This is a genomic window from Streptomyces xanthophaeus (assembly GCF_030440515.1).
In the GTDB taxonomy this organism is placed as follows: Bacteria; Actinomycetota; Actinomycetes; order Streptomycetales; family Streptomycetaceae; genus Streptomyces; species Streptomyces kutzneri.
The window spans coordinates 4,618,011-4,638,611 of record NZ_CP076543.1 but is presented as its reverse complement, the minus strand read 5'-3'; the positions used below and the strand labels follow the sequence as shown (position 1 = coordinate 4,638,611).

The following is a 20,601-nucleotide window of genomic DNA, read 5'->3' as shown; positions in this document are numbered from 1 at the left end:
TCCCTCCACACCTGGGAAAGCGCCCCCGGAACGACCACACGTTCGAGTGACCATCCGGCATTCGTGCACACCGCACGATCCACGATGCGTAGCGTCACGAGAACCACGAGAAGGGAGGTCACTCGCTCCCTCACACCGAGTGACCAGCCCCAGTCATCACGATCCCCGGATCAGTTGAGGTGCCTCGATGACTACGTTCCTCACAGGCGAGCAGACCCACCAGGTTGTGCTTCCTCAGCAGCCTGCTCTGGAATCCGCGAGCGCAGACACCCCTGGGAGCAGGGACGAAACGGCTCACGGACTCCCGGCCACCGTGCCGGGCGCCGGTGTGGAACATGGGCGAGGGGAGACCGGCGGAGTCCGCACCGGGACACGTCGGCGACACGCCAGATCTGCCGCTTCGGCAGCGGAGACGGCAGAGACCGGGAGCGGTGACGCTCCCCGCCCGACAGCAAGCAGGGTGTTCGTACTGTCCAAGGAAGGCGAGCCGGTGATGCCCTGCCATCCGGCCCGTGCGCGCGAGTTGCTCGCCGGTGGACGCGCCGTCGTGGCACGGCGTGCTCCATTCACCATCCGGCTCAAGCACCGGACCCGTGCGGGCTCGGCCGTCGAAGGCGTACAGCTGCGTCTTGACCCTGGCTCCAAGGCGACGGGTTTCGCCATCACTGATCAGCACCACCGGATCGGCAGGGAGGGGCGAGCCACGGTCGCCCGCCGGGGGCTGGTCACGCTCGAACTCCGGCACCGGGGACAACAGATCCACGGCGGCATGATGCGACGCGCCGCCTATCGCCGCCGAAGGCGCTCGGCAAATCTCCGGTACCGGGCGCCCCGGCACAACAACCGCCCGCGGCCGGAGGGCTGGCTTCCTCCTTCCTTGCGCCATCGCATCGACTCGGCCATGGCCGTGGTCGCGCGACTGTGCCGATATGCACCGGTGCGTGAGATCCACGTGGAGCAGGCGGCATTCGACACGACCGCGTTCGCCGGAGTCGTGCAATCCGGCCCGCAGGAAGACATCGAGCCGACGTACGGTGCATTCGAGGTCCGTCAGTTCCTTCGGGCCAAATGGAAGAGGTCCTGCGCGTACTGCGATGCCACGGGGGTGCCTCTCCATATCGATCACGTCCGCCCACGGAGCCGTGGCGGATCGGACCGGGTATCGAACCTCGTCCTCGCTTGTGTTCCCTGCAATCAGGCGAAGGGGACGACACCCGTCCAGGAGTTCCTCGCCGACCAGCCGGCCCGGCTGGAACGCGTGATCACCCAGCTGAGGAAACCTCTGCGGGACGTGGCCGCCACGAACGCCACCCGGCTCCAGCTCGTGGAGGCGCTCGCAGCTCAGGGTGTGCCGGTGCATGCGTGGTCAGGCGGGCGTACCCACTGGAACCGGTTCGCGATGGGCTTGCCGAAAAGCCACACGCTCGACGCCCTGGCCACCGGAGTCATCGACCACGAGCGAGGGGACGCCCTCGTCCGGGTGCCCGCGCAGATCCTGGTGGTGTCGTCGACCGGGCGTGGTTCGTACGCCAGGACCACCCCTGACCGCTTCGGTTTCCCCCGCTTGCAGCGACCGCGCGGCAAGGTCCACCACGGGTACGCGACCGGGGACCTGGTGGCGGCCGTCGTACCCAAAGGAAAGTGGGTCGGCAAGTGGGTGGGGCGCATCGCGGTCCGGAGCAGCGGCCAGCATCGCATCACGACGTTGACCAGCCGCTTTGATGTCTCCCACCGGAACTTGCAGCTACTCCAGAGAGCCGATGGCTACAGCTATGGATTCGCCGACGAAATTCGATTGAGCGGACGGCACAGGCCTGCCTAGAGTGGACACACACTGAAAGGAGGTGATCCCGGAAATGTATGAACTCCGGACGCGTGAGGTGACTGCGGGCTAGGGCCCGTCGTCGCACGCACCCAGTGCGGTGCCCGGCGGAATCGCCTGGCGCCAATCCCAAGCAGTCACCCGACCCGCGGGCTCGCCGGTACGTCCGGCCGGCTTCTCTCACTGCAGGAGAGAAACCCGAGCCCGCGGGTCGTCTGCGTTTGCCGCTCCCGCTCGGGGTGAGCAGGAGCGGGCCCCCGGCCAGGCCGTCTCTTCCGGATCCGGTCGGCCGAGCCCGCGGCATCCGGTGGGTGCTATGGGGCCTCCCCAGACCGCCAGGGCCGAGGGGAAGCACGGCAGGACGCCCCCCTACGGGCAGAGCCGCTCCACCCGCCACTCGTCCCCGTCCAGGACGTAGCGCAGACGGTCGTGCAGGCGGTTCTCGTGGCCCTGCCAGAACTCCACCGCCTCCGGGACCACCCGCAGGCCGCCCCACTCCGGCGGCACCGGCACCTGCTCGCCCTCCGGGTAGCGGGCCTCCAGCTCGGCGTAGCGCCGGTCCAGCTCCGCACGGGAGCCGATCACGCTGGACTGCTCGCTCGCCCAGGCGCCCAGCTGGGATCCGTGCGGGCGCGAGCGGAAGTACGCCGCCGTCTCGTCGCGGCCGATACGGGCCGCCGTGCCCGTGACGATCACCTGGCGGGCGATCGGGTGCCAGGGGAAGAGCAGCGCGACGTGCGGGTTCTCGGCCAGCTCACGGCCCTTGCGGGAGGCGTAATTGGTGAAGAAGACGAAGCCCCGGCCGTCGAACTGCTTCATCAGCACCGTCCGCGAACTGGGCCGTCCGTCCGGGGTGGCCGTCGATACGACCATGGCGTTCGGCTCGAAGAGGTGCGAGTCGGCGGCCTGCTGGAACCAGAGGGCGAACTGGTCCATCGGATTCCCGGCGAGACTCCCCTCGTCGACGATCTCCGAGCGGTACTGCTTGCGCATCATGGCGGGGTCAATGTCCTGATCGGTCACGTCGGCCATCCTGCCGCAGCCTGACCGGTGACGGTGTGCCGTATGTCACGCTTCCGCAGTCGGGGCGGAACGGCCAAAATCTTGGGGCCGGTCCGAAGGTCCCCGAGTGGGTGACCGACGGCCGTGCCGGGCATCAACGGGGATGACCGCGCCGGACCGCGAGTCACGCCGGGAGCCGCGCGTGTTCGCACTATTTGAGGAGCCGCCTGATGTCCGACTTCGTACCCGGGCTCGAAGGGATCGTCGCGTTCGAGACGGAGATCGCCGAGCCCGACAAGGAAGGCGGGTCGCTCCGCTACCGGGGCGTCGACATCGAAGACCTCGTCGGCCACGTCTCCTTCGGGAACGTCTGGGGCCTGCTGGTCGACGGTGCGTTCAACCCGGGCCTGCCGGCCGCCGAGCCCTTCCCCATTCCGGTCCACTCCGGTGACATCCGTGTCGACGTCCAGTCGGCGCTCGCGATGCTCGCCCCCGTGTGGGGTCTGAAACCGCTGCTGGACATCGACGTGCAGACCGCCCGCGACGATCTCGCGCGCGCGGCCGTGATGGCACTGTCGTACGTCGCCCAGTCCGCCCGCGGCCAGGGCCTGCCCATGGTGCCGCAGCGGGAGATCGACAAGGCCGAGTCCGTCGTCGAACGGTTCATGATCCGCTGGCGGGGCGAGCCGGACCCGCGGCACGTCAAGGCCGTCGACGCCTACTGGACCTCGGCCGCCGAACACGGCATGAACGCCTCCACCTTCACCGCCCGCGTGATCGCGTCGACCGGCGCGGACGTCGCCGCCGCGCTGTCCGGCGCGGTGGGCGCCATGTCGGGACCGCTGCACGGCGGGGCGCCGTCCCGCGTGCTCGGCATGATCGAGGAGATCGAGCGCACCGGCGACGCCGTGGCGTACGTGAAGAAGGCCCTCGACAAGGGCGAGCGGCTCATGGGCTTCGGCCACCGCGTCTACCGCGCCGAGGACCCGCGCGCCCGCGTGCTGCGGCGCACGGCCAAGGAGCTCGACGCGCCGCGCTACGAGGTGGCCGCCGCGCTCGAGAAGGCCGCGCTGGAGGAGCTGCACGCGCGCCGCCCCGACCGGGTGCTCGCCACGAACGTGGAGTTCTGGGCCGCGATCATGCTGGACTTCGCCGAGGTCCCCGCGCACATGTTCACGTCGATGTTCAGCTGCGCCCGTACCGCAGGCTGGTCGGCGCACATCCTGGAGCAGAAGCGCACGGGCCGCCTGGTGCGGCCCTCGGCCCGCTACATCGGGCCGGGGCGGCGCAACCCGCAGGAGATCGAGGGCTACGCGGACATCGCCGAAACCGCGTAGTCACACAGCCGCTCAGGCAGGCAGGGCGCCGTATCCCGCGGGCGGGGTGCGGCGCCCTTGTCGTTCCCGCCGCCTCAGCCGAGGGCCGCGTCCAGGATCCGGGACCACTGGGCCACCACCCGGGCCCGGCGGGCCGTGTCGTCGGTGAGCACGTTGGCAAGGCCCAGGCCCCGCGCCATGTCCAGCAGGCCCTGCACGGTCTCCCGTACGCCCGGCACCGACTCGTCCGCACCCAGCAGCTCGACCGCGATGCGGTGGGTCTCGCGGCCGACCCGGGCCTCCAGTTCGGTGACCTGGGGGCGCAGCTGCTCCTCGTTGGAGGCGGCCACCCACAGTTGGAGGGCGGCCCGGAAGAGGGCGCCGGTGTACAGGTCGACCAGCGCCTCCACCACGGCGGGGCGGGCGGCCGGACCGGCGTGGAAGAGGTCACGCAGGGCGGTGGAGCGCTCCTCGGCAACGTACTCGACGGCCGCGGTGAACAGGTCCTCGCGGGTCGGGAAGTGGTGCTGGGCGGCGCCGCGCGAGACCCCGGCCCGTTCGGCGACGACCGAGACGGTCGAACCGGCCCAGCCGTGCTCCGCCAGGCAGGACACGGCCGCCTCCAGGAGGTGGCGGCGGGTGACGCGGCTGCGCGCCTGCTTGGGGCCGGTCACAGCGACCATGACGGTTCCCGGCGCTCGAAGCGGGCGGTGATTCCTTCGCGGGCCTCGTCGGAGGCGAACAGCCCGGCGGACAGCTCGGTGAGGCGGGAGCCGTCGCGGGCGAGAGCCTCCCGTACGGCGGCGGAGGTCAGCGCCTTGGTCGCGGCCAGCCCCTGCGGGGAGGCCTTGCGCAGGCCGGCGAGTACGGGCTCCAGGGCCGCGTCCACGTCCTCGCCGTGCAGGGTGAGCAGTCCGATCCGGGCGGCCTCGGTGGCGTCGAAGGGCTCGGCGGTGAGGAAGTAGCGGGCGGCGGCGCGCGGGTCGAGGCGCGGCAGCAGGGGCATGGAGATCACCGCGGGGGCGAGGCCCAGATGGGTCTCGGTGAAGGCGTACGAGGACTGCGGTCCGGCGGCGGCGATGTCGCAGACACCGAGCAGCCCGAGGCCGCCGGCCCGGACGTGGCCGGTGACCCGGGCAACGACGGGCTTGGGCAGCTCGGCGGTCTCGCGGAGCAGGGCCAGGAAGTCGGCGGGATCGCAGGGGGACTTGAGATCGGCCCCGGCGCAGAAGGTGGTACCGGTGTGGGTGAGGACGACGGCCCGGACGGCCGGGTCCGCGGTGGTGGCGGCGAGCGCGGAGCGGAGCTCGGCGACGAGGCCGGCGGAAAGGGCGTTGCGGTTGCCCGGGGAGTCCAGGGTGAGGGTGACGATGCCGGTCGCCTGGGCGGCGTGCACTCGTGGGGCCATGTCTCCTCCGGAGTGGTGTGCGGATGGGGGTACTTCAGGAGCCGATTCCCTCCGGGGAGGGTACGTTGCCCCTGCGGGGTGCTCGGCAGTTCACGGCGCGGGCTGCCCCCGCCGGGGCGGCGCCTCAAACGCCGGCGGGGCTTCAAAGGGTGGGGCGGTGCCCCGCACGAGGGTCTCCTCGGCTCGGCGCGTTCGGGCTTGTCACGGCCAGACGGCCGTGGTCGCGCCTCGTCCTGCGGGGACCCTCCTGCGTGTCCCCGCCCCACGGCGGGGCTCCGACAGCGACGGCGTGAGGGGTGGGGGGACGGGGCGGGGTGTCCCCGCAGGACGAGCGCGCAACCACCGAGAACAACCGAGACAAACCCGCACGCGCCGAGCCGAGGAGACACCCCGCCCCGGCACCCCACCCCGCCACCAACCGACAGGCACAGGCCCACATTTTCAGCCTCGCCGGCGTTTGAGGCGCGGGTCCGGGCAGAGCCCGGCACACGGCCCGCACTCGACAGGCGGCCCGCACCCCACAGACGGCCCGGTCTAGTAGGACTTCGGTAGGCCCAGGGTTTGGTGGGAGATGAAGTTCAGGATCATCTCGCGGCTCACCGGGGCGATGCGGGACACACGGGAGGCGGTGATGAGGGAGGCCAGGCCGTATTCGCGGGTGAGGCCGTTGCCGCCGAGGGTGTGGACCGCCTGGTCCACCGCACGGACGCAGGCCTCCGCCGCGGCGTACTTGGCCATGTTCGCCGCCTCGCCCGCCCCCATGTCGTCGCCCGCGTCGTACAGGCGGGCCGCCTTCTGCATCATCAGGCGGGCCAGTTCCAGCTCGATGTGCGCCTGGGCCAGCGGGTGGGCCACGGCCTGGTGCGCGCCGATGGGCGCCTTCCAGACCTGGCGGGTCTTCGCGTAGTCGACGGCCTTGGCGAGGGCGTACCGGCCCATCCCGATGGCGAAGGCGGCGGTCATGATCCGCTCGGGGTTGAGTCCGGCGAACAGCTGGAGCAGGCCCGCGTCCTCGTCGCCCACGAGGGCGGAGGACGGCAGGCGTACGTCGTCCAGGGTGAGTTCGAACTGCTTCTCCGCGGCGGCCAGTTCCATGTCGATGACCGAGCGGGTGAAGCCGGGGGCGTCGCGCGGGACGATGAACAGACAGGGCTTGAGGCTGCCGGTGCGAGCGTCCTCGGTGCGGCCGACGATGAGGGTGGCGTCGGCGATGTCGACGCCGGAGATGAAGACCTTGCGGCCGGTGAGGATCCAGTCGTCGCCGTCGCGGCGGGCCGTGGTGGTGATCCGGTGCGAGTTGGATCCGGCGTCGGGTTCGGTGATGCCGAAGGCCATGGTGCGGCTGCCGTCGGCGAGGCCGGGCAGCCAGGCCTGCTTCTGGGCGTCCGTGCCGAAGCGGGCGATGACCGTGCCGCAGATGGCGGGCGAGACGACCATCATGAGGAGGGGACTGCCCGCGGCCCCGAGTTCTTCCAGGACGATGGAGAGTTCGGCGATGCCGCCGCCTCCGCCGCCGTACTCCTCGGGGAGGTTGACCCCGAGGTAGCCGAGCTTCGCGGCGTCGGCCCACAGCTCGTCGGGGTGGCCGCCTTCGCGGGCGACGCGGGCGAGGTAGTCGCGGCCGTAGCGCTGTCCGAGGGCGGCGACGGCGGCGCGCAGGGCGTTGTGCTCTTCGGTTTCGATGGCGGTGCTCATGCTTGCGGTTCCTCCTGGACTACGGCGAGCAGGGCGCCGAACTCGACCTGTTGGCCGGTGGCGGCGTGGAGCGCGGTGAGCGTGCCGGAGGCGGGAGCGAGGATGCGGTGCTCCATCTTCATGGCCTCCAGCCAGAGCAGGGGCTGGCCGGCGGTGACGGGGCTGCCGGGGGCCAGGCCCTCGGCGACGCGGACGACGGTGCCGGGCATGGGGGCGAGCAGCGAGCCCGGTTCCGTGCGGTCCTGGGGGTCCGGGAAGCGGGGAACGCGGGTGAAGGTGTGGGCGCCGAGGGCGGAGTCCACGTAGATGTCGTTCGAATTTTGTTTCACGTGGAACGCACGTCGGATTCCCTCGACTTCGAGGGTGACGAGGGTGGGGGTGATGGCCACCACGCGGATGCCGGGGTGGTTCACCGGGTGGTACTGGACCTCGTGCTCGACGCCGGCGGACCGGTAGCGGCGGGTCTGCGGCTGGGAGCGGACGTTGCGCCAGCCGCCGAGGCGGGCGGCGAGGGGGGCGTCCGGGCCGGGGGCCGCTTCGGCGAGGGCGGCGGCGAGGGCGGCCGGGGTGGCGTCCGGGGCGCTGCCGGTGAGGGTGTCGAGGTGGCGGTCGTAGAAGCCGGTGTCGAGCTGACCGGCGGCGAACTCCGGGTGCCGCAGGGAGCGTACGAGGAGCTCGCGGTTGGTGGTGAGCCCGTGGATGCGGGCTCCGGCGAGGGCGCCGGCCAGGGCCCGGACGGCTTCGGCGCGGGTGGGGGCGTGGGCGACGACCTTGGCGAGCATGGGGTCGTAGTGGATGCCGACGGTGTCCCCGTCGGTGAAGCCGGTGTCCACGCGGACCTCGCCGGGGATGGCGAGGGTGTGCAGGGCGCCGGTCTGGGGCCGCCAGTCCTGGGCGGGGTCCTCGGCGTAGAGGCGGGCCTCGACGGCGTGGCCGGTGGGTTGTGGGGGTGCCGGGGGCAGGGCCGCGCCCTCGGCGACGCGCAGCTGGAGGGCGACGAGGTCGAGCCCGAAGACGGCTTCGGTGACGGGGTGTTCGACCTGGAGGCGGGTGTTCATCTCCAGGAAGTACGGGCGTCCGTCGGCGGTGACGAGGAACTCGACGGTGCCCGCGCCTTCGTAGGAGACCGCGCGGGCGGCGGCGACGGCTGCGGCGTGCAGGCTCTCCCGCAGGCTTTCGGGCAGGCCCGGCGCGGGGGCTTCCTCGATGACTTTCTGGTGGCGGCGCTGGAGGGAGCAGTCGCGGGTGCCCAGCGCCCAGACGGTGCCGTGGGCGTCGGCGAGGATCTGCACCTCGACGTGGCGGCCGCGTTCCACGTAGGGCTCGGCGAAGACTTCGCCGTCCCCGAAGGCGGAGCGGGCCTCGGCCGAGGCCGCGTCGAGGGCCTCCTTGAGCTGGTCGAGGTCGCGGACCACGCGCATGCCGCGGCCGCCTCCGCCGGCGGCGGCCTTCAGGAGCAGGGGCAGGTCGGCGGGGGTGGCGGTGGCCGGGTCGACGGGGTCGAGGAGGGGCACCCCGGCGGTGCGCATCAGTTCCTTGGCGCGGGTCTTGGAGGCCATGGCCTCGATGGCCTCGGGGGGCGGGCCGATCCAGGTCAGTCCGGCGGCCAGGACCTCGCGGGCGAAGTCGGCGTTCTCGGAGAGGAAGCCGTAGCCGGGGTGCACGGCGTCGGCGCCCGCGGCGAGGGCGGCCTTGATGACGAGGTCGCCGCGCAGGTAGGTGTCGGCGGGGGCTGCGCCGGGCAGCCGTACGGCCGCGTCGGCGTCGCGGACGTGCAGGGCGTCGGCGTCCGGGTCGGAGTGGACGGCGACGGTGGCCAGGCCCAGGGCGCGGGCGGTGCGGAAGATCCGGACGGCGATCTCGCCGCGGTTGGCGACGAGGAGGGAGGTCAGGTTCGTCATGTGCGGGCTCACATCCGGAAGACGCCGAAGCCGCCACGGGCGCCCTCGACGGGGGCGTTGTGGACGGCCGACAGGCACAGGCCGAGGACGGTACGGGTGTCGCGCGGGTCGATGACCCCGTCGTCGTACAGCCGTCCGGACAGGAACATCGGCAGGGACTCGGACTCGATCTGCGCTTCGACGAAGGCCCGCATCCCGGCGTCGGCCTCCTCGTCGTACGGGAGTCCCTTGGCCGCGGCGGACTGGCGGGACACGATGGAGAGCACTCCGGCCAGCTGCTGGGGGCCCATGACGGCGGACTTGGCGCTGGGCCAGGCGAAGAGGAAGCGGGGCTCGTAGGCGCGGCCGCACATGCCGTAGTGGCCGGCGCCGTAGCTGGCGCCGATGAGTACGGACAGGTGCGGGACCTTCGAGTTGGAGACCGCGTTGATCATCATCGAGCCGTGTTTGACGATGCCGCCCTGCTCGTACTCCTTGCCGACCATGTAGCCGGTGGTGTTGTGGAGGAAGACGAGGGGGATGTCGCGCTGGTTGGCGAGCTGGATGAACTGGGCGGCCTTCTGGGACTCGGCGCTGAACAGCACGCCCTGCGCGTTGGCGAGGATGCCGACCGGGTAGCCGTGCAGGGTGGCCCAGCCGGTGACGAGGCTGGGGCCGTAGAGGGGCTTGAACTCGTCGAAGTCGGAGGCGTCGACGATCCGGGCGATGACCTCGCGCGGATCGAAGGGGGTCTTGAGGTCGGGTGGGACGATGCCGAGGAGTTCCTCGGGGTCGTGGAGGGGTTCCTCGGCCTTCGGCGGGTCCTGGTGCGGCTTGCGGTGGTTCAGGCGGGCCACGACGCGGCGGGCCTGGCGGATGGCGTCGTACTCGTCGAGGGCGTAGTGGTCGGCGAGCCCGGAGACGCGGGCGTGCATGTCGGCGCCGCCGAGGGACTCGTCGTCGCTCTCCTCGCCGGTGGCCATCTTGACCAGGGGCGGACCGCCGAGGAACACCTTGGAACGGTCCTTGATCATGATGGTGTGGTCGGACATCCCGGGGATGTACGCGCCTCCGGCGGTGGAGTTGCCGAAGACGACGGCGACGGTCGGGATGCCCTCGGCCGAGAGCCGGGTGAGGTCGCGGAAGACCGCGCCGCCCGGGATGAAGATCTCCTTCTGGGAGGGCAGGTCGGCGCCGCCGGACTCCACGAGGCTGATGCAGGGGAGGCGGTTCTGCCGGGCGATCTCATTGGCGCGCAGCGCCTTCTTCAGCGTCCACGGGTTGGAGGCGCCGCCGCGGACGGTGGGGTCGTTGGCGGTGATCAGGCACTCGACGCCCTCGACGGTGCCGATGCCGGTGACCATGGAGGCGCCGACCGGGTAGTCGCTGCCCCAGGCGGCGAGCGGGGACAGTTCCAGGAACGGGGTGTCCGGGTCGAGGAGCAGTTCGACGCGCTCGCGCGCCAGCAGCTTGCCGCGGCCCTGGTGGCGGGCCGTGTACTTCTCGCCGCCGCCCTGCAGGGCCTTGGCGTGCTCGGCGTCGAGGGCGGCGAGGCGCTCCAGCGCGGCGGTACGGGCCTGCGCGTGATCGGGGGCGTGCGGGTCGACGGTGGTGCCGAGGCGGGTCATGAGGTGGCCTCCGGGGCCGGGAGGAGGGCGACGGGGATGTCGAGGTGGCGGGCGCGGAGCCATTCGCCGAGGGCCTTGGCCTGGGGGTCGAAGCGGTGGCCGGAGGCGACGCCGTCGCCGAGGATGCCGGTGACGGTGAAGTTCAGGGCCCTCAGCCGCGGCAGCTCGTGGCGGGCGACGGGGAGACCGCGGGTCTCCGGGAGCAGCTCCTGGAACACCTCGGCGGTGATGGTGTCGCGCAGCCACTCCCAGGCGGGGTCGGTCTCGACCCAGACCCCGACGTTGGCGTCGCCGCCCTTGTCGCCGCTGCGGGCCCCGGCCACTGCGCCGAGCGGCGCGCGGGTGGTGGGCCCTGCCGCCGGCGCCGCGGGGGCTCCGCCCCCGGGCCGCTGCTCCTCGAACGCCGGAGGGGCTGAGGAGGAAGCCCGCGCAGCGGTCATCGGCAGCCGGGTACCGTCCGGGAGGACCGCCACGTGCGGGACCTCGTCCGGCGGGATCAGGGTCGAGGTGAAGACGCCGTAGGGCTGGGCCGGGCCGGGTGGGGCGCTGACGTGGAAGCCCGGGTAGCTGGCGAGGGCCAGTTCGATCGCCGCCGAGGTCAGGGCGCGGCCCACCCGGTCCGGGGACGGGTCGCGGACCACCAGACGCAGCAGGGCGGAGGCCGTCTCCTGCGTGTCGGCGTCCTCGTGGTCGGTGCGGGCCAGGGTCCAGGTCGCGTCGGCCACGCCCTCCAACACGTCGGCGAGTTGGGTACGGACGAGGGCCGCCTTGGCCTCGATGTCCAGGCCGGTGAGGACGAAGACGACCTCGTTGCGCCAGCCTCCGATGCGGGTGACGCCCACCTTCAGGGTCGGCGGCGGGGCCTCGCCGCGCACTCCTGTGATGCGTACCCGGTCGGCGCCCTCGTCGGTCAGCCGGACGGTGTCCAGGCGGGTGGTCACGTCGGGGCCGAGGTAGCGCACGCCCTGGGTCTCGTAGAGGAGTTGGGCGGTGACGGTGCCGGTGGTGACGGCTCCGCCCGTGCCGGGGTGTTTGGTGATGACCGCCGAGCCGTCCTCGGAGATCTCCGCGAGCGGGAAGCCGGGGCGGCGGACGTCGTGCCGGGCGAAGAAGGAGTAGTTGCCGCCGGTGGCCTGGGTGCCGCACTCCAGGACGTGGCCCGCGGCCACCGCCCCCGCCAGCCGGTCGTGGTCGTCCGGGGCCCAGTCGAACCACCAGGCCGCCGGGCCGCTGACCAGCGCCGCGTCCGTGACCCGGCCGGTCACCACCACGTCGGCGCCCGCGCGCAGGCAGGCCGTGATCCCGGCGCCCCCGAGATAGGCGCTGGCGGTCAGGGCCCCGTCCACCTGCGCGGTGAGGTCGTCGCCCTCGACGTGGGCGACCCGCACCGGGACGCCCACCTTCGCCGCCAGGGCCCGTACGGCGTCGGCGAGTCCGGCCGGGTTGAGGCCGCCGGCGTTGGCGACGATCCGTACGCCGCGCTCGTGCGCGAGCCCGAGCCCCTCCTCCAGCTGGCGCAAGAAGGTCTTGGCGTAGCCGAGGTCCGGGTTCTTCAGGCGGTCGCGGCCCAGGATCAGCATGGTCAGCTCGGCCAGGTAGTCGCCGGTCAGCACGTCCAGCGGGCCGCCGGTCAGCATCTCGCGCAGGGCGTCCGAGCGGTCTCCGTAGAAGCCCGAGGCGTTGCCGATGACGAGCGGGCGCCGGGTCACCGCGCGGCTCCCGGTTCCCGGCCGGCTCCCGCCGGGCCGGCGAACGCCTGGGCGATGTCCAGCCAGCGGTCCGCGTCGGGGCCGGTCGCGGTCAGGCGCAGGTCGGCGCGGTGGGCCCGCTGGGTCACCAGGAGGCAGAAGTCGAGCGCCGGGCCGGTGATCCGCTGCGGGGCGTCCGGCGGGCCGTACGTCCACACCTGCGGGCCGTCGGGGGCCGTCAGCTCCACCCGGAACTGCTCGGCGGGCGCGGGCAGTCCGCGTACGGCATAGGCGTAGTCGCGGGCCCGTACGCCGATGCGCGCCACGTGCCGCAGCCGCGCGGTCGGGGTGCGGCGCACGCCGAGGGCGTCGGCGACGTCCTGGCCGTGGGCCCAGGTCTCCATCAGCCGGGCGCTGGCCATGGAGGCGGCCTTCATCGGGGGCCCGTACCAGGGGAAGCGGGTGTCGGGCGAGGCCGCGACCAGCGCCTGGTCGAGGGCGGCGCGCGTGGTGCGCCAGCGGGCGAGCAGCTCGGCGGGGGCCAGCTCCGCGCCCTCGCGCGCGCCCTCGTCGACGAAGGTGTCGGGGGCCTTCAGGGCCTCCTCGACCATGTGGCCGAAGCCGGTGGCGTCGGTGAGGGAGAGCAGCGAGGCCCGGTCGGTCCAGTGCAGGTGGGCGATCTGGTGGGCGACGGTCCAGCCGGGCGCGGGGGTGGGCCGGGCCCAGTCGGGGACGGGCAACTCCCCTACCAGGGAATCCAGTTCATGGCCTTCCTCGCGCAGATCTGCGAAGACGGCGACGGCTGCGTCGACGGCGGACGGATCGGGCACGGTGCGCTCCCCTTCTCGGCGTGAGGGGAAGACTGGCAGCACCCGGCAAAACAATCAAGCATGCTTGCATGATTTTCTCGGGTGGCGACACCTTCCCGCCACGCGCGCCAAACCACCTCACCGGAAAGGCAGTTGCTGCCCCACGCACCGGCCGCAGGTCCCGCCGCCCGGCGGCCCGCGGGAACGTCGGGGGTGATTTCGGCCGTAAGCCGGAAACTCGCGATACGTCACCGGATGTCCCGTCGATACTGAACGTTCCGCTCCGGGCCCGGGCGGGCGCACCCAGTTCGTGTCACTCGACGAAGACGACGAAGAGGATGGACTGACGTGACTCCAGCCGCCCGCACCCCCTTCTCCCTCTATCCCGAACTCGACGCGACCACCCTCACCGCGTTCGTCACCGCTCTGGAGAGCGGCGACGTCACCGGCCTCGCCCCCGCCCGCGCCGCCGAGATCGCCGAGGTCCGCTCGGTCGCCGTCTTCACCCGCGGCAAGGTGACCGGCGCCGACGGGGACCTCCTCGACGCCGCGCTCTGGCGGCACACCGGGACCCAGCCCCGCCCCGCGATCGTCATGCCCTCGCCCTGGTCCGGCCTGGGCTGGCTCCCGTACGCCGCCCAGGCCTCCCTCTTCGCCGCCCGCGGCTACAACGTCCTCGCCTACTCCGCCCGCGGCTTCGCCGGCTCCGAGGGCCAGGTCGACGTGGCGGGCCCGCTCGACGTCGCCGACGGCAGCCGGGCCCTGGACCACCTCATCGAGCGCAGCACAGGCCCGGTGACGAAGATCGGCTTCCTAGGGGACTCGTACGGATCCGGCATCAGCCAGCTCGTCGCCGCGCACGACACCCGCGTCGACGCCGTGGTCGCGCTCAGCACCTGGGGCGACCTCGGCGAGGCCTTCTACGAGAACTCCACCCGGCACATCGCGGCCGTACGGGCCCTGCTCGACGCGGCCGCGAAGGCCCGGCTGAGCCCGCAGACGCAGAGCGTCTTCGACAACGTCCTCGCCGACCGCGACGTCCAGGGCACCCTGCGCTGGGCGGAGACCCGCTCTCCCTTCACCCACATCAAGGAGCTCAACCGCCGCCAGGTGCCGGTCTTCTTCTCGCACGCCTGGCACGAGACGCTCTTCCCGCCCAACCAGACGCTGAAGATGTTCAACGAACTGACCGGCCCCAAACGCCTCGCCGTCTCCATCGGAGACCACTCCGGCCCCGAGATGACCGGCATGCTCGGCCTGCCCAACCGGATCTGGACGGACGCCCACCGCTGGTTCGACCACCACCTCAAGGAGATCGACAACGGCATCGACGCCGAGGGTCAGGTGCTCGGCGAGATCATGTGGAGCAAAACCCTCGAACCCCGCCCCACCTGGCACTCCCTCACCGAACGCCTGGAACGGCTGCACCTGGCGGACGACGGCGAGCTCGGCGACGAACCGCAGGCCGGCTGGACGGCGACCGTACTGTGCGGGGTCGACACCCCGGCGACCGTCGCCGACAAGGTGGTGCAGTCCGGCTACGCGGAGATCGCCGGCCGCCCGAAGACCTACCGGACCCAGGACATCGACCGCACCGTCGCCGCCGTATGGACCGCGGACCCGGCCGGGGAGACCACCCGGCTGCGCGGCATACCGCGGCTGCGCGTGACGTACCGCGCGGCGAACCCCGGATCCACCTTCGTCGCGTACCTCCTCGACACCGCCCCCGACGGCACGGCCCACATCATCACGCACGCCCCGTACACCGACCTCGACTCCCCGCCCGACAGCCTGATCAGCGCGGACATCGAACTCCAGGCCACGGCCTACGACATCCCGCGCGGCCACCGCCTGATGCTGGTGATCGACGCCCGCGACCCCTTCTACGCCGACGCCAACCTGCCCCGCGCAACCCTGGCGTTCACCTCCCCGGACGCGACCCCGTCCTACCTGGACCTGCCCCTGGGCTGACCTGCTGTCGGGGGCTTCGGTAGTCGGGAGCCGCTCGATCGGAATCAGAGAGGCGTATGGGGGTTTCCCGTCAGTCTCATCGTCTCTCCGGTTCGAGCCGGTCCCTCAAGGGCGCTCCTTCGTCGCGTCGCTTCGCGATGGCCTTCGGCCACCCTTGACCGACCGTCCCGCCCCGGACATACGAAGACAGCCGGGAAACCCCCAAAGGAACGGGCCGGGTGTTCAAGGATGAGGACGGGCACATCAGAGACCTCGGGCGGGAGGGCGTGAAGAGCCATGTCCGAGAGACGGGCCCATCCAGACCAGGGCCCGTGTCGGGGGAAGCGCGCCCGATCGCTACGCGCTCCTCATCCCTCAGCGTCCGACGACCGCCTTGGGCTGGACATAGGCCGCCCACGACCCGTAGATGCTGCTCGTGGGGGGGGCGTCTGCCGGCTGACTGGGGTGCAGAGGGCTGGGACAGCGGCTATTCCGTCGTGGATGCGGGTCAGGGCCGGTGGGCGGCCAGAAAGGCCGACAGATTGCCCCAATTGCCCCCATCTATCCGAGAGCTTGGGGGTGATACTCGCGTTGACCCGGCTCCACGACGGAATAGCCGAGGTGTGGGCCCCTGGCGGCCGTCGGACGCGGTCAGGGAGAAGCGCGTAGCGATCTGGGGCGGCCTATGTCCAGCCCCAGACGGTCGTCGGACGCACAGCGAGCGCGAGACCCAGACCGTGGGCGGCCTATGTCCAGCCTCAGACGGTCTGGCGACGCTGAGAGATGAGAAGCGCGTAGCGATCGGGTGCGCTTCCCCCGACGCGGGCGCTGGTCTGGATGGGCCCCGTCTCTCGGACGTGGCTCTTCACGCCCGACCGGGTCGCGCTTCTCTGGCCGCGCCGTCCTGATCCTTGAGTGCCCGGCTCGTTCCTTTGGGGGTTTCCCGGCTGTCTTCGTATGTCCGGGGCGGGACGGTCGGTCAAGGGTGGCCGCAGGCCATCGCGAAGCGACGCGACGACGAAGGAGGAGCGCCCTTGAGGGACCGGCCCGAACCGGAGAGACGATGAGACTGACGGGAAACCCCCATACGCCTCCCTGATTCCGACCAAGAGGCTCCCGACTACCGGAGCCCCCGCCCCACCCTCCCCGACCCCGCAAGAGTCAACTCCCGCCTCCGGAGCCCCCGCCCCGCCCTCGCCCCCGCCCCGCCCCCTCAGCCCGCCTTCGCCGCCGTCGCCCGGAGGAGGTCCCTGAGGAGGTCGAAGTCGACCTTGGCGGGGTTGCGGAAGCGGAGGCAGACCTTGCCCATGTCGTGGGCGGCCAGGCGGTCCTCGAAGGCGTCCCGGACGTCCGTGCGCATCAGGTAGAAGGAGATGTACTGCTTCTGGTTCGCCCAGGCGATCTCGCCGGCGGTCTCGCCCGCCCGCACGTACACCGGCATCCCGTACGCGATGCCCTCCTCGAACCCGGTCAGCTCCTCCAGGCACAGCTCCCGCAGCCGCACCAGGGCCTCCCGCCGGGCCTCCGGGACCGCGGCCAGGTAGGTGGCGACGTCCATCAGGCGGCCTTCTTCCGCATCTGCGAGCGGACCGCGCCCATGCTGGCCGCGATCACGAGGGCGATGGCCAGTGCGTCCAGTGCGGACATGGCCTGGTTCAGGACGAGGAAGCCCGCGGTGGCGGCGATGGCCGGCTCCAGGCTCATCAGGATCGCGAAGGTCGGGGCCGGCATCCGCCGCAGCGCGAGCAGTTCCAGCGTGTACGGCAGGACGGAGGACAGGACGGCCACGCCCACACCCAGCGCGAGCGTGCTCGGGACCAGCAGGTCCGAGCCTGCTTCGGCGATGCCCAGCGGCAGCGAGATGACCGCGGCCACCGCCATCGCGAGCGCGAGCCCGTCCGCCTGCGGGAAGCGGCGGCCCGTACGCGCGCTGAACACGATGTACGCCGCCCACATCGCGCCCGCCCCGAGCGCGTAGGCCGCGCCCAGCGGGTCGAGGGAGCCGAAGCCGAGGCCGCCCCCGCCGTGCCCGGAGAGCAGGACCACGCCGCCGAGCGCGAGGCCGGCCCACAGCACGTTGACCAGGCGCCGGGAGACGATGACGGAGAGGGCGAGCGGTCCGAGAACCTCAAGGGTGACGGCCGGGCCGAGCGGGATCCGGTCGATGGACTGGTAGAAGAGGCCGTTCATCCCGGCCATGGCGACGCCGAAGGCGAGCACCGTGCCCCAGTCGGAACGGGAGTAGCCGCGCACCTTCGGTCGGCACAGGATCAGCAGCACGAGTGCGGCGGCCGCGAGGCGCAGGGTGACCACGCCCGCAGCGCCCGCCCTCGGCATGATCATGACCGCGAGGGCGGCCCCGAACTGCACCGAGATCCCCGCCGAGATCACCAGCGCCACAGGACCGAGCCCGGAACCGGAGCCGGAACCAGAAGCCGAACCGGAGCCGGAAGCGGAACCGGAACCGGAGCCCTTGGCGGTCGACGGGACCGTTGCGGCGACGGCCGGCGAGGCCGCCGGGGAGGACGAAGAGGAAGGTGCGGGCATCTCTCCAGACTAAGGGCCCGTAAGGAGTGTCGCCGCATGTCCTGCCTTACAACCGTGTCAACACTGCCCTACCTCCGCACGACATGCGCCCTACAACCCCTCCGCCAGGAGTTCCGCCAGGTGCCGGGCCCGCACCCCGCCCAGCTGTGCGATCTGCGTACGGCACGAGAATCCGTCCGCCTGGATCACGGCGTCCGGCGGGGCCGCGCGCAGGGACGGAAGCAGCTGTTCCTCCGCGCAGGCCACCGACACCCCGTGGTGCCCGGGCTCGAAGCCGAAGTTGCCCGCCAGCCCGCAGCAGCCCCCGCTGAGCTCGCCCACCAGCCCGGCCCGCTCGCGCAGCCGCCGGTCGGGGCCGTCCCCGAGCACCGCGTGCTGGTGGCAGTGGGTCTGGCCGACGATCTCCCGGTCCAGGCGCGGCGGCCGCCAGGCCGGGGCGTACTCCTCCAGGGTCTCGGCGAAGGTCCGTACCGCCTCCGCGAGGCGGGCCGCGCGGGGGTCGTCGGGGAGCAGCGCGGGCAGGTCGGTGCGCAGGGCCGCGGCACAGCTCGGCTCCAGCACCACCACGGGCCCCGGTACGTCTCCCAGTGCGTCCAGTGTCCGGCGCAGGACCTTGCGGGCGCGGTCGAGGCGCCCCGTGGACACGTACGTCAGGCCGCAGCAGACCGTGCCCCCGCGGGGGACGTCGACGTCCAGGCCGGCCGCCCGGAGCACGCGGACCGCCGCGCGGCCGGTCTCGGGGGCGAGGTACTCCGTGAACGTGTCCGGCCAGAGCATGACGGAACCGGGGCTCCGCCCCGGACCTCGCGCCTCGAACGCCGGCGTGGCTGGAAGGGAGCGGGTGAACGGCTCCCGCGCCAGCTCCGGCAGGCGGCCGCCGCGGTCCCGGTCCAGCCCCGGTACGGGGACGTGCCGGGCCAGGGCGTTGACCGCCCCCGCCGCCCGCAGGGCGGCGATCAGCCGGAGCCAGCCCGGCAGGCCGCCCAGGGTGTAGTGGGACAGCGGGCGGATCCGGCCCGCCCAGTGGCGGTGCAGGAACTCCGCCTTGTACGCGGCCATGTCCACGCCCACCGGGCAGTCGCTGCGGCAGCCCTTGCACCCCAGGCACAGGTCCAGCGCCTCGGCGACCTCCGCCGAGCGCCAGCCGTCGGTGACGATCTCGCCGGCCAGCATCTCGTGCAGCAGCCGGGCCCGGCCGCGCGTGGAGTGCCGTTCCTCCCCCGTGACCCGGTAGGAGGGGCACATCACGGAGGCGCCGCCACCCGTATCCGTGGTCCGGCACTTCGCGACGCCCACGCACCGTGCGACCTCACCCGCGAACGGGGTGGCCGGCAGCACCGCGAAGCGCAGGTTCTCGTCCAGTCGCGCCGGCCTGACCAGCATCCCCGGGTTCATGCCGCCCGCCGGGTCCCACACGTCCTTGTACGCGCCGAAGAGCCGGACCACCTCCGTCCCGTACATCTTCGGCAGCAGCTCCGCCCGCGCCTGCCCGTCCCCGTGCTCGCCCGACAGGGAGCCGCCGTGCGCGACGACGAGATCGGCCAGTTCCCCGGAGAAGTCCCGGAAGCGGGCGATGCCCGCCGCCGACACCAGGTCGAAGTCGATCCGTACGTGCACGCAGCCCTCGCCGAAGTGCCCGTACGGGGATCCGCGCAGCCCGTGCGCCGCCAGCAGGGCCCGGAACTCCCTCAGGTACGCCCCCAGCCGGGCCGGCGGCACCGCGCAGTCCTCCCACCCCGGCCAGGCCATCGCGCCACCCGGCATCCGGGTCGCCGTGCCCGCCGCGTCCTCGCGGATCCGCCACAGTGCCCGCTGACCCGCCGGATCGGTGACGACCGTCGCGTCCACCGCGTCGGCGGCCCGCAGCAGGGCCCGTGCCCCGCCCTCGTCCGGCATCTCCACGAACAGCCACGCCCCGCCCCGGGGCAGCTCCGCGGCCGTGGCGCCCACCAGGTCCTCGGCCATCCCCTCCACCGTCAGCGGCCCGTACGGCAGCAGCCCGGCCGCCGCGTCCGCCGCCGCGCTCTCGTCCGCGTACCCGAGCACCGCGAGCACCGGCGCGCGCGGCGCCTCCACCAGGCGCACCACCGCCTCGGTCACCACCCCGAGCGTGCCCTCGCTGCCGCAGAACGCCCGCGCCAGCTGCACCCCGCGTTCGGGCAGCAGCGCGTCGAGGCCCCCGTAGCCGGAGATCCGCCGCGAGAAGCCGGGCGGCATCCCGGCGGGTGTCATTCCGGTGCGCAGCAGCCCCAGATGTGCGGTGACCAGCTCCCGCAGGCCCGCCGGGGCGCCGTCCCAGCCGGTCGCGATCCGGTGCGCGGTGCCCCCGTACGCGGTCACGGCCAGCTCGGTCACGTTGTCCGCGGTGGTGCCCCAGGCCACCGAGTGGGCGCCGCACGCGTTGTTGCCGATCATGCCGCCGAGGGTGCAGCGGGAGTGCGTGGACGGGTCGGGCCCGAAGGTCAGCCCGTACGGGCGTACCGCGTCCCGCAGCCGGTCGAGGACCAGCCCGGGCTGGACCACGGCCGTCCTGGCCGCCGGGTCCACCGATACGAGGGCGTTCATGTGCCGGGTGAGGTCGAGGACCACGCCCACGCCGGTGGCCTGGCCGGCGATGGACGTCCCGCCGCCGCGCGGCACGACCGGGACCCCGGCCCCGGCGCACACGGCGAGGGCGGCCGCCACGTCGTCGGCGTCGCGCGGGGCGACCACTCCCACCGGGACACGCCGGTAGTTCGAGGCGTCCATGGTGGTCAGGGCGCGTGCGGCGGCGCCGAAGTCGATCTCCCCGCGCAGGTTCTCCCGCAATGTCCGTTCGAGTTCACCGGGTGACGTCACGACCCCACCCTGCCACCG

General features: G+C 72.7%; 14 protein-coding genes. 3 read left to right on the top strand and 11 right to left on the bottom strand.

Annotated elements, in window-relative coordinates; genetic code table 11:
* Positions 1 to 460: 460 nt before the first annotated feature.
* Positions 461 to 1,822, top strand: a complete 1,362-nt coding sequence (gene iscB / locus KO717_RS20570) for an RNA-guided endonuclease IscB (protein ID WP_301370077.1) — start codon at positions 461 to 463, stop codon at positions 1,820 to 1,822.
* Positions 1,823 to 2,191: 369 nt separating this feature from the next.
* Here the strand turns inward: iscB and pdxH are convergent, their stop codons facing one another.
* Positions 2,192 to 2,854 carry a pyridoxamine 5'-phosphate oxidase gene (gene pdxH / locus KO717_RS20565; RefSeq protein ID WP_301370075.1) on the bottom strand — a complete coding sequence of 221 codons (663 nt, stop codon included), beginning with the start codon at positions 2,852 to 2,854 and terminating at the stop codon, positions 2,192 to 2,194.
* A 200-nt stretch (positions 2,855 to 3,054) separates the two neighbouring features.
* On the opposite strand from pdxH, the gene KO717_RS20560 reads away from it, so the two are divergent.
* Entirely contained in the window at positions 3,055 to 4,161 is a 1,107-nt protein-coding gene (locus KO717_RS20560; protein ID WP_301370073.1) for a citrate synthase 2, read from the top strand.
* Between the two features lie 74 nt (positions 4,162 to 4,235).
* Here the strand turns inward: KO717_RS20560 and KO717_RS20555 are convergent, their stop codons facing one another.
* The 7 genes from KO717_RS20555 to KO717_RS20525 all read right to left on the bottom strand — a co-directional run bounded on the left by KO717_RS20555 (position 4,236) and on the right by KO717_RS20525 (position 13,269).
* Positions 4,236 to 4,823, bottom strand: coding sequence for a TetR/AcrR family transcriptional regulator (locus tag KO717_RS20555; protein ID WP_030009580.1), 588 nt, complete (start codon positions 4,821 to 4,823; stop codon positions 4,236 to 4,238).
* Complete coding sequence (locus KO717_RS20550) at positions 4,811 to 5,548, bottom strand: enoyl-CoA hydratase family protein (protein ID WP_301370071.1); 738 nt, start codon at positions 5,546 to 5,548, stop codon at positions 4,811 to 4,813. Before KO717_RS20550 ends, KO717_RS20555 begins: the two co-directional genes overlap by 13 nt.
* Positions 5,549 to 6,082: 534 nt before the next feature.
* A complete protein-coding gene (locus tag KO717_RS20545; RefSeq protein ID WP_301370070.1) occupies positions 6,083 to 7,243 on the bottom strand; it encodes an acyl-CoA dehydrogenase family protein in 1,161 nt (386 codons plus the stop codon).
* Positions 7,240 to 9,144: an acetyl/propionyl/methylcrotonyl-CoA carboxylase subunit alpha gene (locus KO717_RS20540; protein ID WP_301370069.1), complete on the bottom strand. Its 1,905-nt coding sequence runs from the start codon at positions 9,142 to 9,144 to the stop codon at positions 7,240 to 7,242. Before KO717_RS20540 ends, KO717_RS20545 begins: the two co-directional genes overlap by 4 nt.
* A gap of 8 nt (positions 9,145 to 9,152) precedes the next feature.
* A complete protein-coding gene (locus tag KO717_RS20535; RefSeq protein WP_301370068.1) occupies positions 9,153 to 10,751 on the bottom strand; it encodes an acyl-CoA carboxylase subunit beta in 1,599 nt (532 codons plus the stop codon).
* Positions 10,748 to 12,388 carry an acyclic terpene utilization AtuA family protein gene (locus tag KO717_RS20530; protein WP_437184646.1) on the bottom strand — a complete coding sequence of 547 codons (1,641 nt, stop codon included), beginning with the start codon at positions 12,386 to 12,388 and terminating at the stop codon, positions 10,748 to 10,750. The genes KO717_RS20535 and KO717_RS20530 overlap by 4 nt, the downstream gene beginning before the upstream one ends.
* Before the next feature lie 68 nt (positions 12,389 to 12,456).
* Positions 12,457 to 13,269, bottom strand: a complete 813-nt coding sequence (locus KO717_RS20525; protein ID WP_301370065.1) for a TIGR03084 family metal-binding protein — start codon at positions 13,267 to 13,269, stop codon at positions 12,457 to 12,459.
* A gap of 327 nt (positions 13,270 to 13,596) precedes the next feature.
* Here KO717_RS20525 and KO717_RS20520 point away from each other — a divergent pair, with 327 nt between their 5' ends.
* On the top strand, positions 13,597 to 15,219 hold the full coding sequence (locus KO717_RS20520) for an alpha/beta fold hydrolase (protein WP_301370063.1): 1,623 nt from the start codon (positions 13,597 to 13,599) through the stop codon (positions 15,217 to 15,219).
* A gap of 1,192 nt (positions 15,220 to 16,411) precedes the next feature.
* Here KO717_RS20520 and KO717_RS20515 read toward each other — a convergent pair.
* The 3 genes from KO717_RS20515 to KO717_RS20505 all read right to left on the bottom strand — a co-directional run bounded on the left by KO717_RS20515 (position 16,412) and on the right by KO717_RS20505 (position 20,583).
* Entirely contained in the window at positions 16,412 to 16,756 is a 345-nt protein-coding gene (locus KO717_RS20515; RefSeq protein WP_301370061.1) for a DUF1801 domain-containing protein, read from the bottom strand.
* On the bottom strand, positions 16,756 to 17,745 hold the full coding sequence (locus tag KO717_RS20510; protein WP_301370059.1) for an EamA family transporter: 990 nt from the start codon (positions 17,743 to 17,745) through the stop codon (positions 16,756 to 16,758). Before KO717_RS20510 ends, KO717_RS20515 begins: the two co-directional genes overlap by 1 nt.
* A gap of 90 nt (positions 17,746 to 17,835) precedes the next feature.
* Positions 17,836 to 20,583 carry an FAD-binding and (Fe-S)-binding domain-containing protein gene (locus KO717_RS20505; protein WP_437184537.1) on the bottom strand — a complete coding sequence of 916 codons (2,748 nt, stop codon included), beginning with the start codon at positions 20,581 to 20,583 and terminating at the stop codon, positions 17,836 to 17,838.
* Between the last annotated feature and the right edge of the window lie 18 nt (positions 20,584 to 20,601).